The organism is Pseudomonas allii, from assembly GCF_055380095.1.
In genome coordinates this window covers 6,121,607-6,134,243 of record NZ_AP039450.1, presented here as the reverse complement: position 1 = coordinate 6,134,243, position 12,637 = coordinate 6,121,607, and the positions used below count along the sequence as shown (strand labels likewise).

Below are 12,637 nucleotides of genomic sequence, written 5' to 3'. Positions count from 1 at the left end.
GCCCCCTCCCACATTTGGAACGCATTTCAAGTGTGGGAGGGGGCTTGCCCGATAGCGGTGTGTCAGGCCGGCACCTGGCGATTGGCATACATCCGACACTCCGCCAACAACGCCAGCAGGTTTGGGTCCCTTTCCTTGGCCTTCAGGAACACCACTCCAATATGCTGCTGCAACCGATACCTGGGTTGCAGCGGTATGAGCTTCACGCGGTTCTCATACACCGCCGCAATCCGCCCCGGCAGTAACGCATAACCCACGCCCGAGCTGACCATGCTCAGCAGCGTGAAGATGTCATTGACCTGCATCGCCACCTTCGGCTCGAACCCCGCCTGCTTGAACACACGGCTGCCATCCTGGTGCGTGGCGAAGCCTTGGGTGAGGGTGATGAAGGTCGCGTCGCGCACGTCGGCGAGGTCGATTTGCTGTTCGCGGTCGAAGGGCGAGTCGGCCGGGGTGGCGAGGAAGATGTCGTCGGAAAACAGCGCAATCTGCTCGCAGTCCGGGTCGTTGGCGTGCTCGTCCAGCGAGATGAGGATCGCATCCACTTCCATGTTCTTGAGCTTGTAGAGCAGGTCGAAGTTGGAGCCCAGGATCAGATCGATATTGAGTTCGCTGCGGCGGATCTTCAGGCCCATGATCAATTGCGGCACGGTCTTCACCGTCAGCGAATACAGCGAGCCGAGCTTGAAACGTTCGGCGGAAAAACCGGCGGCTTCGCGGGTCAGGCGTACGCTGTCGACCACATCGGCCACCAGCTTCTGTGCACGCTCTTCCAAGACGTAGGCGCTTTCCAGCGGCGTGAGGTTGCGCCCTTCGTGTTTGAACAGCGGGCAGCGCAGGGCGTTTTCCAGGGAGTGGATGGCGCGGTGCACGCTGACGTTGCTGGTTTGCAGTTCTGCGGCGGCGCGGGCCAGGTTGCCGGTGCGCATGAACGCCAGGAAGATTTCCAGTTTCTTGAGGGTGAATTCTTCGTCGATCAGCATGGCCGTGGCTCTTGTTCGAATGCCGTCGATTGTGCCCGCAAAACCGTTCGGCGTCGCCGGAACGTCATAAGCCGCTTGCACTCTTATGCGCAAGGCTGGACGCTTGCCAGCCAGTTCTAACGGTTACAGGAGGTCAGTGGCACATGTACCACGGGGAACGATTCAACGCCTGGAGCCATTTGCTCGGTGCTGTCGCGGCGTGTATTGGCGCCGTGTGGATGTTGGTAGTGGCAAGCCTGGACGGCAGCCCCTGGAAGATCGTCAGCGTGGCGATTTATGGCTTTACCTTGATGGTGCTGTACAGCGCCTCGACCGTGTACCACAGCGTGCAGGGGCGCAGAAAAGAGATCATGCAGAAGGTCGATCACTTTTCGATCTACCTGTTGATCGCCGGCAGCTACACGCCATTTTGCCTGGTGACCCTGCGCGGGCCGTGGGGCTGGACGCTGTTTGGGATTGTGTGGGGGTTGGCGGTGATCGGGATTTTGCAGGAGATCAAGCCGCGCTCCGAGGCGCGCATCCTGTCGATCGTGATCTATGCGGTGATGGGCTGGATCGTGCTGGTGGCGGTCAAGCCGCTGCTGGCAGCATTGGGCACGGCCGGGTTTATCTGGCTGGCCTCGGGCGGGGTGTTGTACACCGTCGGCATCATCTTCTTTGCCTTGGAGGATCGCCTGCGGCATTCCCATGGGATCTGGCATTTGTTTGTGATCGGCGGCAGCCTGCTGCATTTTGTGGCGATCATGCATTACGTCTTATAGCCGCTCCAGAAGCTCCCTGGCACGGTGGCCAAAGATCTTCAGCAGATTGGCCAACATATGCGGCGGCGGTTCGTCGGCGCGGGTCAGGGCGTACAGGGTGATCGGCAGCGGCGGTGTGAGGGGGCGGATGCAGGTGGTGGCCGTTGATGCCCCCAGCGCGGTGAAGGGATCGATCACCGTCAAACCGGCGCCGGATTCCACCATGGCGCGAGCCAGGGAATAGGTTTGCACCGAGATCGTCACCCTGGGCGGTGGGTCGACGTTTTCCAGGTAGCTCTCCAGCTTCGCCGCCAGCGGGTCGGCGCTGGAAAGGCCGATCAGCGGTGCGCCCGCCAGATCAGCCAACGGTAAGGGCTGGCTCAGTTCGGCTGGCGGCCAATAGCCTTTGGACGCCAAGGCCACCAACACGCCGTTGGCCAGCACCTGTGTGGTCAATCCCGGATGGCCGGAAAAATTGAGCGTCAGCGCCAGGTCAATCTCACGCATCAACAGCTTCTGCACCAGCTCGCGGCTATGGTCGCTGGACAGCTCGCAGGTCATGTCCGGGTAGTCGTTTTTCCACTCCAGAATCGCCGGCGGTAGCAGCGACAGCGCCAGCGCCGGGATCGCGCCGATGCGCACACTCTGGCCCGGTTCACGGCGCAGGCTCTTGGCCAGGCGTCGCACGCCTTGCAGGCTATCGGTGACTTTCTCCACTTCGCGTTCCAGTGCCAGGGCTTCCGGGGTGGGCAGCAACTTGCCGCGCACCCGCAGGAACAGCGGGAAGCCCAGCTGCAATTCGGCGTGCTGCAACACCTTGGTCACCGCCGGTTGCGAGACATGCAGCAACTGCGCGGCGGCGCTGACCGAACCGGTCTGGCGAATGGCCTGGAAGATTTCGATATGACGCAAGCGCATGGCAAGTCCATAACCTTTGTTTATAGGTGGCCCATTTTTATTCATTGTCGGTGGCCTGTCACCTGCCCCTAGGCTTGAGACCTCTTGATTCAACGGTGGGCGGCAAAGATGGTGTGCATCATTGGCGGTGGGGTGATTGGTCTGGCCAGCGCCTATGCGTTGGTGCGGGCAGGTCATGAGGTGACGGTGATCGATGCGCGCGAGACCCTGGGCAGCGAGACCAGCTTCGCCAACGGCGGGCAATTGTCCTATCGCTACGTGGCGCCCCTGGCCGATGCTGGCGTGCCGCTGCAAGCCATTGGCTGGTTACTGCGCGGTGACTCGCCGCTGAAGCTGCGCCCTCGCCTTGACCCCCGGCAATGGCGCTGGATGACGGCGTTCCTCGGCGCCTGCCGTGGCTCGGTGAATAAGCGCAATGCCGCGCACCTGCTGCGCCTGGCCTGCCTGAGCCAGGACACCTTGCAGCAGTGGCGCGAGGACGACCACCTGGACGGTTTCGACTGGCGGCGCAACGGCAAGCTGGTGACCTTTCGCAATGCCGGCTCCTTTGAGCATGCCCGCAGCAAGGTCACCGATATCCTGCAACAGCAAGTGCTCTCGGCCGCTGATTGCGCGCGCCTGGAACCGGCGTTGGTGGGCGGTGGGTTTGTCGGCGGGATCTATACGCCGAATGAAGAGGTCGCCGATTGTCATGCCTTCTGCCAGCGCTTGGCGGCGCGGCTGGAGGCATCGGGACGTTGCACCTTCTTGTTGGGGCGCAAGGTCACCGGGATTTGCCATGCTGAGGGCGCAGTGCAGGCCATCGAGATCGGTGATGAAGTGATGCCGGTCGAACACCTGGTGCTGGCGGCCGGGTATCGCAGCGCCGAGTTGGGCGTGTCGCTGCCGCTGTACCCACTCAAGGGTTACAGCCTCAGCGTGCCGATTGGCGCCCGGCACCAGGCGCCGAACGTGAGCATCACCGACTATGACCGCAAGATCGTCTACGCGCGTATCGGTGAACAACTGCGGGTCGCCGCCATGGTCGATATCGTCGGTTTCGACGCCCGCGTCGAACCCAAGCGCCTGGCGCTGATGAAACGCCAGGCCGTGGAGACGTTTCCGCTGGCAGGGGATTACGCACACGCAGTGGAATGGGCTGGCATGCGCCCGGCCACTCCGACCGGTGTGCCGCTGATCGGCGCTGGTGTCTACCGCAACCTGTGGCTGAACCTGGGCCACGGCGCACTCGGTTTTACCTTGGCCTGTGGCAGCGGCCAGGTACTGGCTGAATTGATCGGCCAGCAAACGCCTTCCATTGATATGCAGGGCCTTTCGCCCCGCGCTGCGTGAAGACTCACAACCCGAAAACCAACGGAGAATAACAATGAAAAAGATCCTGTTGACCGGCTGCACCCTGGGGCTTTTGCTGGGCGCGCAGGCCCATGCCACTCAAACGCCGTTGGACGGCACGCTGGGCAAGATTGCCAACGCCAAGTCCATCACCCTGGGCTATCGCGATGCGTCGGTGCCGTTTTCCTACGTGGGCGATAACAGTGGCAAACCCATGGGCTACTCGGTGGACCTGGCAAACAAGATCGTCGAGCGCATCCAGCAGAAAATCGGAGTGCCCACGCTCAACGTGAAGTACAACCTGGTGACGTCCCAGACCCGTATCCCGCTGGTGCAGAACGGCACCGTCGACCTGGAATGCGGCTCCACCGGGGTGACCGCCGAGCGGCAGAAGCAGGTTGGGTTTTCCTACGGGTTTATCTATGTGAAGGGGCAGTTGCTCACGGCAAAAGACAGCGGCATCCAGGGTTTCGCCGACCTTGCAGGCAAGAACGTGGTGACCACGGCCGGCACCACCAACGAACGTTTCCTCAAGCGCTACAACGCCGAGCACAAGGCCAATATGTTTGTGATCAGCGCCAAGGACCACGGCGAGGCGTTCAAGATGCTCGAGACCGGCCGCGCGGCGGCGTTTTACATGGACGACGCGTTGCTCTACGGCGAACGCGCCAAGGCCAAGGACCCGCACAACTGGGTGGTGGTGGGCGAGGAGCAATCGCGGGAAATCTACAGCTGCATGGTGCGCAAGGACGACCCGCAGTTCCTGGCGGTGGTCAACGAGACACTCGCCGACCTTTATCGCAGCGGGGAGATCAACGGGATTTACCAGCGCTGGTTCGAACAGCCGATTCCGCCCAAGGGCTTGAACCTGGAATTCCCGATGACCAGTGAGTTGAAGGCGATCATTGCCAAGCCGATCAGCGATCCGGTGGAGTAACCCCTAGAAGTCGCCCCACAGCTGTTGGGCGACGGCCAGCGCCACCACCGGCGCGGTCTCGGTACGCAACACCCTTGGGCCGAGGCGGGCGGCGTGGTAGCCGGCGCCCTGGGCGGTTTCGACTTCGTGGTCGGTCAGCCCGCCCTCGGGGCCGATCAGAAAGGCCAGGCTGGCAGGCTTGGCATGGCTGACCATCGGCTCGGCCACCGGGTGCAGCACCAGCTTCAAATCCGCTTCGGTATGCTTCAGCCAGTCTGCCAGCAACAGTGGTGGGTGGATCACCGGCACCGTCGAACGCCCGCACTGCTCGCAGGCGCTGATCGCCACCTGGCGCCAGTGCAGCAGGCGTTTGTCGGCGCGTTCGTCCTTGAGGCGCACTTCGCAGCGCTCGCTGAAAATCGGTGTGATCTGGTTGACGCCCAGTTCGGTGGCTTTCTGGATCGCCCAGTCCATACGCTCACCCCGGGACAGGCCCTGGCCGAGGTGGATATGCAGCGGCGATTCGGCCTGGCCTGCGAAGCACTCGGTCAGTTGCACAGTGACGCGTTTTTTGCCGACCTCCAGCAGCGTGCCCAGGAACTCCTGGCCGGAGCCGTCGAACAATTGCACGGCATCGCCTTCGCCCATGCGCAGCACGCGACTGATGTAGTGCGCCTGGGCTTCGGGCAGTTCGTGGTCGCCGATGCTCAGCGGGGTGTCGGTGAAAAAGCGGGACAGTCTCATTTCTGTTCTCTGGAAAAGGAGTGCGGGCAATCAGCCCGGATCACGGAAGCCTGGGTGGAAATCCTTTGGCACCGCCACGCTGACCTTGCTGTTGGTGGCGATATCGATGCCTTCGCTGGCGACTTCGGCGAGGAAGTCGATCTGCTCCGGGGTAATCACATAGGGCGGCAGGAAGTACACCACACTGCCCAATGGCCGCAACAGCGCACCGCGTTCCAGCGCATGCTCGAATACCTTCAAACCTCGGCGCTCCTGCCACGGGTAGGCGGTCTTGGTGGCTTTGTCCAGGACCATCTCGATGGCCAGCACCATGCCGGTCTGGCGCACTTCCGAGACATGAGGGTGGTCCACCAGGTGCGCAGTGGCGGTGGCCATGCGCTGGGCCAGGGCCTTGTTGTTCTCGATGACGTTGTCTTCTTCAAAGATATCCAGGGTCGCCAGTGCCGCCGCACACGCCAGCGGGTTGCCGGTGTAGCTGTGGGAATGCAGGAACGCGCGCAGGGTGGGGTAGTCGTCGTAGAACGCGCTGTACACATCTTCGGTGGTGACCACGGCCGCCAGCGGCAGGTAGCCGCCGGTGAGCGCCTTGGACAGGCACAGGAAATCCGGGCGGATGCCGGCCTGCTCGCAGGCGAACATCGTCCCGGTACGGCCGAAGCCCACGGCGATTTCGTCGTGGATCAGGTGCACGCCGTAGCGGTCGCAGGCTTCGCGCAATAGCTTGAGGTACACCGGATGGTACATTCGCATGCCACCGGCGCCCTGGATCAGCGGTTCGATAATCACAGCGGCCACGCTGTCGTGGTGCTCGGCGAGGGTCTGTTCCATCACCTGGGCCATCGTGCGCGAGTGGTCTTCCCAGCTCACGCCTTCGGGGCGCAGGTAGCAATCGGGGCTTGGCACTTTGATGGTGTCGAGCAGCAGTGCCTTGTAGGTCTCGGTAAACAGCGGCACGTCGCCCACCGACATCGCGGCGATGGTTTCGCCGTGGTAGCTGTTGGTGAGGGTGACGAAGCGCTTCTTGTTCGGCAGGCCGCGGTTGAGCCAATAGTGGAAGCTCATTTTCAGCGCGACTTCAATGCACGACGAGCCGTTATCGGCATAGAAGCAGCGGGTCAGGCCTTCGGGCGTCATCGCCACCAGACGCTCGGACAACTCGATCACCGGCTGGTGGCTGAAGCCGGCGAGGATCACGTGTTCGAGCTGATCGACCTGGTCCTTGATGCGCTGGTTGATGCGCGGGTTGGCGTGGCCGAACACGTTGACCCACCAGGAGCTGACGGCGTCGAGGTAGCGCTTGCCTTCGAAGTCTTCGAGCCACACGCCTTCACCGCGCTTGATCGGGATCAGCGGTAGTTGCTGGTGGTCTTTCATCTGGGTGCAGGGGTGCCACAGCACGGCGAGGTCGCGTTGCATCCACTGGTTGTTCAAGCCCATCGGTGATCTCCTCGAAGCGGTCCTGCGGCCGGCGCAGGTGAAACAATCGCGCAAGCCTATGCAATGGGCGGCTGTGTCACAAGCCATTACCGGTGAATTCGCGGTAAACACAGGACGGTCTGTCACGTTTCTTCTGGATAGTCCTTAATCCGTTGTTAATTTACTCTTCATACCCTCAAGATCGTATTTCTCGATATTTCAAAGCGAAATTTTCCGCTTTAATTCGATAGGTAAATCGCTAGTCTTGGGCACAGCTCTTACGGGATTAAGTACATGCAGCTACGCAATTCACCGGCCCGCTATGGTTGGGTCAGCATGGTTTTGCACTGGGGCGTGGCCCTGGTCGTGTTTGGCTTGTTCGCCCTTGGGTTGTGGATGGTCGGCCTCGACTACTACAGCGCCTGGCGCAAAGAAGCACCGGATCTGCACAAGAGCATTGGCATCACGCTGTTCGCCATCATGCTGGTGCGTATCGTCTGGCGCCTGGTGAGCCCGCCGCCGCCACCGCTGGCCAGTTACAGCCGCATGACCCGTATCGGCGCGGCCTTTGGTCATGCGTTCCTTTATCTCGGGCTGTTTGCCGTGATGATCGCCGGTTACCTGATTTCCACCGCGGACGGTGTCGGTATCCCGGTGTTTGGTCTGTTTGAGATTCCTGCCGTGGTTTCCGGGCTACCGGACCAGGCAGATAACGCGGGCCTGGTGCACCTGTACCTGGCCTGGGTGCTGGTGGTCTTCGCCGGCTTGCACGGCGTGGCTGCGTTGAAACACCACTTTATCGATCGTGATGCGACCCTCACGCGAATGCTGGGGCGCAAAGCCTGATGTTCAACCTCGACTCACAAGGAATAGAAAGCATGTTGAAAAAGACCCTCGCTGCTCTGGCAATCGGTACTGCCCTGCTGTCCGCAGGCCAGGTGATGGCTGCTGACTACAAGATCGACAAAGAAGGCCAGCACGCCTTCATCGACTGGAAAATCAGCCACCTGGGCTACAGCTTCATTCACGGTACCTTCAAGGATTGGGACGGTACCTTCAGCTGGGATGCCGCCAAGCCAGAGGCCAGCAAAATTGCCGTCGACGTGAAGACCGCCAGCCTGTGGTCCAACCACGCCGAACGTGACAAGCACATCGCCAGCAAAGACTTCCTGGACGTTGCCAAGTTTGCCGATGCCAAGTTCGTGTCCACCGCAGTCAAGTCCACCGGCGACAAAACCGCAGACGTGACCGGCGACCTGACCTTCCACGGCGTGACCAAGCCGGTGACCTTCAAGGCCACTTTCAACGGCGAAGGCAAAGACCCGTGGGGTGGCGAACGTGCTGGCTTCAACGCCAAGACCACCGTCAACCTGAACGACTTCGGCATCAAGGGCCCAGGCCCGTCCTCGCAGACCGTGGACCTGGACATCTCGCTGGAAGGTGTCAAGCAGAAGTAATTTCTGCCTGCACAAAAAAAGCCCCGCATCGAAAGATGCGGGGCTTTTTCATGGGGCTATAAAAACTCAGCGATTGCGCGTCAGCAGCGCTGGCTTTTCACCACGAGGACGGCCTGGCAGTTGATCCAACTGCTCGGGTGTCGGGAAGCGATCAGCTTTCGACTCCTTGTGGATGATCTTCGGCGCCGGGCCACCGCGCGGGTTTTGCACGGCGGGTTCGGACAAGCGTGGCTGGTCGTCACGGGCCGGGCGGCGGTTGTTGCTGCGCGAGTCTTCGCGGCGGGCCTGACCGTCACGGGGGGCGCCATTGCGCGGGCCGTTGCGCTTGGCAGGCGGCGTACCGGTGGTACCGCCGCTGCTGTTGCGTGGGCCATTCTGGCGACCGCCCTGTGGCTGGCCGCCACGTGGAGCACCTGCACCTGCACCCTGCGCCGGAGCGCCAGGACGACGGCCACGGCCTTGGGCCGGTTTGGCCTGGGGCACATAGTCAACGCGGTTGCCGAAGTTATCCACATCGTCATCCAGGAACTCGTCCGGAGCACGGTCGGCAGCGGCGCGTGGTGGCTGGCTCGGCTGGCGCTGTTCGCGGGCCGGGGTGCCTTCACGGGGCTTCTGCTCACGGGCCGGGCGTTCGCCACGGCCGCTGGTGGCGGATTTTTCCTTGCCCTTGTCTTTGCCCTTGTCGCGACGACCACCGCCACCCCCGCCGCCGTTCGGGCCATCGCCCTTCGGACCGCGTGGGTTGCGTGGGTTGCGTACGTCCGGACGCTCGCGCGCTTCGGGCTTCTCGGCCTCCACGGCGCTGGCATCAAAGCCCATCAGGTCGCCATCGGCGATTTTCTGCTTGGTCATGCGCTCGATGCTTTTCAGCAATTTTTCTTCGTCCGGCGCGACCAAGGAGATGGCCTCGCCCGAACGACCGGCACGGCCGGTACGGCCGATACGGTGTACGTAGTCTTCATCAACGTTCGGCAGCTCGAAGTTGACCACGTGCGGCAGTTGGTCGATATCCAGGCCGCGAGCGGCGATATCGGTGGCCACCAGGATGCGCACCGAGCCGGCCTTGAAGTCGGCCAGGGCCTTGGTGCGCGCGTTCTGGCTCTTGTTGCCGTGGATGGCGACGGCGGTGAGGCCGTGCTTGTCCAGGTACTCGGCCAGACGGTTGGCGCCGTGCTTGGTGCGGGTGAACACCAGCACCTGTTCCCAGGCGCCTGCGGTGATCAGGTGGGCCAGCAGCGCACGCTTGTGGCTGGCAGCCAGGCGGAAGACGCGTTGCTCGATACGCTCGACCGTGGTGTTCGGCGGTGTGACTTCGATGCGCTCCGGGTTGTGCAGCAGCTTGCCAGCCAGGGCGGTGATGTCCTGGGAGAACGTGGCCGAGAACAGCAGGTTCTGGCGTTTGGCCGGCAGGCGGGCGAGGACCTTTTTCACGTCATGGACAAAGCCCATGTCGAGCATGCGGTCGGCTTCGTCCAGCACGAGTATTTCCACGTGGGACAAGTCGACGCTGCCTTGGCCGCACAGGTCGAGCAAACGACCGGGGCATGCCACCAGCACGTCTACGCCGCGGGACATGGCCTGAACCTGTGGGTTCATGCCGACGCCGCCGAAGATGCAGGCGCTGACGAACTTCAGGTCGCGGGCATACAGCTTGAAGCTGTCATGCACCTGGGCGGCGAGTTCGCGGGTTGGGGTCAGGACCAGTACGCGCGGTTGGCGTGGGCCGTGACGCTGGGATTTGTCCGGGTGACCGTTGGGGAACAACCGCTCCAGAATCGGGAGGGCGAAACCGCCGGTTTTACCAGTACCTGTCTGAGCCGCAACCATCAGGTCGCGACCTTGCAACACGGCGGGAATGGCCCGCTGTTGCACCGGAGTAGGCTCGGTATAGCCCGCTGCCTCGATGGCGCGGACTAAAGCCTCGGAGAGACCGAGGGAAGCAAAGGACATGAGTAATCCTGTTTTAGTTAGGGCTTGGCCCAAAGGGATAATCTTGCCGGGCGTGAATGGCGCTTAGGGGAGCGCAACCCCGTCCGGTCCTGCTGCGTCTGGCGGGCACTCCACCGGCTCGCGCGGGCTGAAAGCTGCGCTGTAGCGGGGTTGGGTGCCTTTTTCAAGACCTCAGCGGCCGGGCGTGAGCCTGGCGGAAAGGCCGGAGTATAACAGAGCAATCACTGTGCGCTGCTTTCCTGCTGCTCAACGGTGCGTTCAGAGGCCGTAATGGCTTGGATTCCACCATATTTGGCACTCAAGGCGCTATAGGCCGGCTCTTGCTTGAAGCGTTTGAGCTCGGCGGCAAAGCGCTGTACCAGGAGGTCCATGCCTGCGCCACGGCGTACCGCGAGAAATTGCTGTTGGCGACTGACCACGGCCGGCGCCTGGCTGACCTTGCCTTCCAGGCCCAGCGCCTTGATCAAGTGCTGGCCTACTCGACGGTCGGTGATCACCAGGTCGATGCGTCCCAGCATCAATTTGCCGAAGTTGGCCTCATGGCTCGGTGCCGGTTCACGATTGAACAGGGGGGAGTCGCTGAACGCCGTGCCGTACAGGTAGCCTGGCGACGTGCCGACGGTCAGGCCGCTCAGGTCTTCGAGGTTATGCACGGGGTGGGGACGCTCATTGGCGTAGAACAGCGTGAACTCCACATCCGACAGCGGCTCGCTGGGGTACAGCAGCAGGGCGTCGCGCTCATGGCTATGGAAAATATCCAGCGCTCCGTCGGCATGGCCCTGGTCCAGCATGGCCAGGCAGCGCTTCCAGGGCAGGAACTGCCATTGCACGTCCACACCCAGGCGCTGGAACACGATCACCGTGGTTTCGTAGTCCAGCCCCCGCATGCTGCCCTGGTCCTCATACACGTAGGGCGCCCAGGGTTCGGTGACAATGCGCAGTTTCTCGCCATAAGCGGCGAGGCTCAGGCAAGTGAAGACGGCGGCAGTCAACAACTTCAGAATGACGGGCATGCCCTGAGGTTACGACGCTCCCGCACTAAAGAGAAGCTCTGGCACGCGCATCCGCGGGCGCGGCTATTTGCCCGGAGAGGTCATCAAGTGTTCGTAGATCGCTGCCCGTCGCTCGCCGAGGATCAGGCGTACCACGGGGTTGGAAAACCAGTGCTCCAACTGATGAGTGTCGATCGGGCGCTTCTGGCGTTCTTCCAGGTTCTGCCGGGCCTTGTCCCACCAAACCGGGCCACACGCCTGGTCGAACTCGTTCTCATGCTCGTAGCAGCCGTAGAGAATTTCACGGATGAATTGCTGCTGGTGCTTGGGCAGCACCAGCGTGATCAGCTTGTACAGAAGGCGCTGCAGGCGGGGAGGGCGTGGCAGGTGCGAGGACACCTTGCGAGTGTCGGCCAACGCCAGTGCGCTGGTGGGCGCGGCCGCATGCTTGGCGATCCAGGCCTTGACCTTGGCGCGAAACAGCTGCTTGCGACTCCAGTAGTGGTGGATCAGGTCCGGGCATTCGCGCACGTTGACGGTGCGATAGGCGGCGATCGACAGGCAGAACTCTTCGAGGGTGTACGCGCCTTGGGCATAGGGGAACAGTTCGTCCATCAAGGCGATGGAGCGGTCGAGGATGTGCGCATCCTGTTGCGTCAGGCCCATGACCCCGGAGTTGAGCGTCATCATGTCATCGTCGGCCACGCCCATGTCCAGCAGGCGCTGGCGCAAGGCGGTGTAGAGAATGCTCTCGTGGTTGTCGCCGTACTTGCTGTAGAAGGCATTGCACAGCAGGGTGCCGGGTTGCACGCGCTCGAACAGGTCCATCGGTGAGTGATGGAAGAAGGTATCGGTGTCGATCAGCATGGCCACCGGCGATTCTTCCAGCACTTGGCGCAATACCACATGCTTGGTACGGAAGTGATAGCCGTGGGGTTCGCTCCAGCGTTTGCGGGTAGCTTCGTCCAGCGGGCGTACGCGTACCGGCAAAAGGCGATAGGGCTCGGGGTTGTCGCTGAATACCTGGATATCCACGGCGGCTTCCGGGGTTGCCTGCAGGAAAGCCAGCGCACTGGCGATGCTGAACACCGCTTCCTGGTGGTAGGTCTCGGAGCCGAAGACCAGGTAGACCAGTTGTGGGCGGGACGGCGTGGGCACTGTATTCATGGACTGCTGGGTTCCGTGGGCA

12 protein-coding genes are annotated in these 12,637 nt (G+C 62.2%); 5 read left to right on the top strand and 7 right to left on the bottom strand.

From position 1 onward, the window contains the following. Window positions 1-62: 62 nt before the first annotated feature. Entirely contained in the window at window positions 63-983 is a 921-nt protein-coding gene (locus tag ACZ445_RS28190) for a LysR family transcriptional regulator (protein WP_058426583.1), read from the bottom strand. A 143-nt stretch (window positions 984-1,126) separates the two neighbouring features. Between ACZ445_RS28190 and trhA the strand changes: the two genes are divergently transcribed. Continuing rightward, entirely contained in the window at window positions 1,127-1,744 is a 618-nt protein-coding gene (gene trhA, locus ACZ445_RS28185) for a PAQR family membrane homeostasis protein TrhA (RefSeq protein ID WP_058426584.1), read from the top strand. Here the strand turns inward: trhA and ACZ445_RS28180 are convergent. Then, window positions 1,739-2,641 carry a LysR family transcriptional regulator gene (locus ACZ445_RS28180; protein WP_464707805.1) on the bottom strand — a complete coding sequence of 301 codons (903 nt, stop codon included), beginning with the start codon at window positions 2,639-2,641 and terminating at the stop codon, window positions 1,739-1,741. The genes trhA and ACZ445_RS28180 overlap by 6 nt on opposite strands. Window positions 2,642-2,728: 87 nt before the next feature. On the opposite strand from ACZ445_RS28180, the gene ACZ445_RS28175 reads away from it, so the two are divergent. Together ACZ445_RS28175 and ACZ445_RS28170 are read left to right on the top strand one after the other, a co-directional pair. Further along, entirely contained in the window at window positions 2,729-3,973 is a 1,245-nt protein-coding gene (locus ACZ445_RS28175; protein WP_341869332.1) for a D-amino acid dehydrogenase, read from the top strand. 34 nt (window positions 3,974-4,007) lie between these two features. Continuing rightward, window positions 4,008-4,910, top strand: a complete 903-nt coding sequence (locus ACZ445_RS28170; protein ID WP_058426587.1) for a transporter substrate-binding domain-containing protein — start codon at window positions 4,008-4,010, stop codon at window positions 4,908-4,910. A 3-nt stretch (window positions 4,911-4,913) separates the two neighbouring features. On the opposite strand, the gene ACZ445_RS28165 is transcribed toward ACZ445_RS28170, so the two are convergent. Then, the gene (locus ACZ445_RS28165) at window positions 4,914-5,633 is read right to left on the bottom strand and encodes a 16S rRNA (uracil(1498)-N(3))-methyltransferase (RefSeq protein ID WP_058426588.1); all 720 of its coding nucleotides are present in this window, start codon (window positions 5,631-5,633) and stop codon (window positions 4,914-4,916) included. Between the two features lie 30 nt (window positions 5,634-5,663). Next, the gene (locus ACZ445_RS28160) at window positions 5,664-7,070 is read right to left on the bottom strand and encodes an adenosylmethionine--8-amino-7-oxononanoate transaminase (protein ID WP_464707804.1); all 1,407 of its coding nucleotides are present in this window, start codon (window positions 7,068-7,070) and stop codon (window positions 5,664-5,666) included. Between the two features lie 273 nt (window positions 7,071-7,343). Between ACZ445_RS28160 and ACZ445_RS28155 the strand changes: the two genes are divergently transcribed. Further along, window positions 7,344-7,895 (top strand): cytochrome b, encoded by a 552-nt coding sequence (locus ACZ445_RS28155; protein ID WP_058426590.1) that lies wholly within the window; start codon window positions 7,344-7,346, stop codon window positions 7,893-7,895. Window positions 7,896-7,927: 32 nt separating this feature from the next. Next, the gene (locus ACZ445_RS28150; RefSeq protein WP_021492687.1) at window positions 7,928-8,506 is read left to right on the top strand and encodes a YceI family protein; all 579 of its coding nucleotides are present in this window, start codon (window positions 7,928-7,930) and stop codon (window positions 8,504-8,506) included. 66 nt (window positions 8,507-8,572) lie between these two features. Here ACZ445_RS28150 and ACZ445_RS28145 read toward each other — a convergent pair whose 3' ends face one another. The 3 genes from ACZ445_RS28145 to ACZ445_RS28135 form a co-directional block, all read right to left on the bottom strand. Continuing rightward, a complete protein-coding gene (locus tag ACZ445_RS28145) occupies window positions 8,573-10,456 on the bottom strand; it encodes a DEAD/DEAH box helicase (protein WP_058426591.1) in 1,884 nt (627 codons plus the stop codon). A 221-nt stretch (window positions 10,457-10,677) separates the two neighbouring features. After that, window positions 10,678-11,469 carry a substrate-binding periplasmic protein gene (locus ACZ445_RS28140; protein ID WP_058426592.1) on the bottom strand — a complete coding sequence of 264 codons (792 nt, stop codon included), beginning with the start codon at window positions 11,467-11,469 and terminating at the stop codon, window positions 10,678-10,680. 63 nt (window positions 11,470-11,532) lie between these two features. Next, the gene (locus tag ACZ445_RS28135) at window positions 11,533-12,615 is read right to left on the bottom strand and encodes a hypothetical protein (protein WP_058426593.1); all 1,083 of its coding nucleotides are present in this window, start codon (window positions 12,613-12,615) and stop codon (window positions 11,533-11,535) included. Window positions 12,616-12,637 lie beyond the last annotated feature (22 nt).